General features: G+C 71.7%; 3 protein-coding genes. 2 read left to right on the top strand and 1 reads right to left on the bottom strand.

The features are described 5' to 3' along the window. Window positions 1–161 (top strand): peptide-methionine (R)-S-oxide reductase (locus NQ160_RS23810; RefSeq protein WP_257517457.1); only part of this gene is annotated, 161 nt, incomplete at its 5' end. 14 nt (window positions 162–175) lie between these two features. Beyond that, the gene (locus NQ160_RS23815; RefSeq protein ID WP_257517458.1) at window positions 176–712 is read left to right on the top strand and encodes a nitroreductase family protein; all 537 of its coding nucleotides are present in this window, start codon (window positions 176–178) and stop codon (window positions 710–712) included. Between the two features lie 5 nt (window positions 713–717). On the opposite strand, the gene NQ160_RS23820 is transcribed toward NQ160_RS23815, so the two are convergent. Continuing rightward, window positions 718–1,359, bottom strand: a 642-nt coding sequence (locus tag NQ160_RS23820; protein WP_257517456.1) for a DMT family transporter, incomplete at its 5' end; no start/stop codon positions are given.

Raw genomic sequence — 1,359 nt, forward strand, 5'->3', positions numbered from 1 at the left:
TCGACGACTCGAGCCACGGGATGGTGCGCACCGAGGTGCGCTGCGCCAACTGCGGCTCGCACCTGGGGCACGTGTTCCCCGACGGATTCGGCACGCCCACCGGCGACCGCTACTGCATGAACTCGCTCGCGCTGCAGTTCACGCCGGAACAGCAGGCGTGACCGCACGCGACGCGATGCGGCGTCGCCGGTCGCTGTCGAAGGTGACCGACGACGCCCCCACGCACGACGAGCTGCTCGAGCTGGTCGGCGCGGCCGGTCGCGTCGCCGACCACTCCGAGCTGAAGCCCTGGCGGCTGATCGAGTTGCGCGGCGACGACCGGCTGACGCTGGGACGCGCGATCAACAAGGCTCTCGGTGAGAAGGGCGCGTCGTCCAAGCCGTTGCGCGCTCCACTGCTGATCGCGGTCGTCGCCAGCTATCGCAAGAGCGAGAAGGTGCCGCACTGGGAGCAGCAGGTCGTGGCATCCGGCGTCGCCCACGCCCTCAGCCTGCTGCTCGACGAAGCCGGCTGGGGCGTCATCTGGCGCACCGGCCACTACACCCGCGCCAAGGCGGTCGCGAAGGCGCACGGTCTGAAGAAGAACGAGCGGCTGCTCGGCTGGCTCTACGTCGGCGGCAGGCCCGAGCGCTCACGCGAGGGGCGTGACAAGGTGATCGACGCGCAGCAGTTCGTCAGCCGGATGCCGGCACCCAAGAAGCCGATCACATAGCGACGTCAGCGCGCGCGGCGCCGGCGCCATGGCACCGCCGCGACGACGACCGAGGCGAGGGCGACGCCGATCATCGTCAGCGATGCAGCGAGGCTCGGGCCGGCGGGAGCGGGCCAGGCCGCGTCGAGCGCCAGGGAGGCGAACAGCTGCCCCACCACCGACGCGAGTCCGAGCAGCAGAACCCCGGTGTGCACCACGAGCGCCGCGCCGAGGAAGATGTACCCCACCCCGAGCGCGCCGCCGAGATACAGCCACGGGTCTGTGGGCAGCGCGGCGGGTGCCCCCGAGACGGCGATGCTTACGGCGGCAAGCACCGCCAGGCACAGGCTGCCGCCGATGAAGTTCACCAGCGTCGCCGTCAGCGGCGTCCCCACCCGCTGGCGCAGTCGTCCGTTCGTCGCTTGCTGCCAGGCAATGCCGACACCCGCGGCGAACGGGAGCAGCAGCATCCACAGCGGCACCTCGACGGTGCGCCCTGTCAGTGCGATCGCCACGGCGACAAGCGCCAACGCGCCCCCGAGCACGCGCCCCGGGGTGACCGCGACGACGCCTGAGGGTCCGTAGCCGGCGCGATCGAGCACGAGGGCGCACACCGTCTGGCCGGCGACGACCCCGACGGTGAAGAGCGAGACGCCGATGATCCCGAC

This window comes from Microbacterium sp. zg.Y909, assembly GCF_024626565.1.

Coding starts and splice junctions, on each gene's coding strand:
- NQ160_RS23815 (WP_257517458.1), top strand. CDS start 176: ATGCGGCGTCGCCGGTCGCTGTCGAAGGTGACCGACGACGCCCCCACG.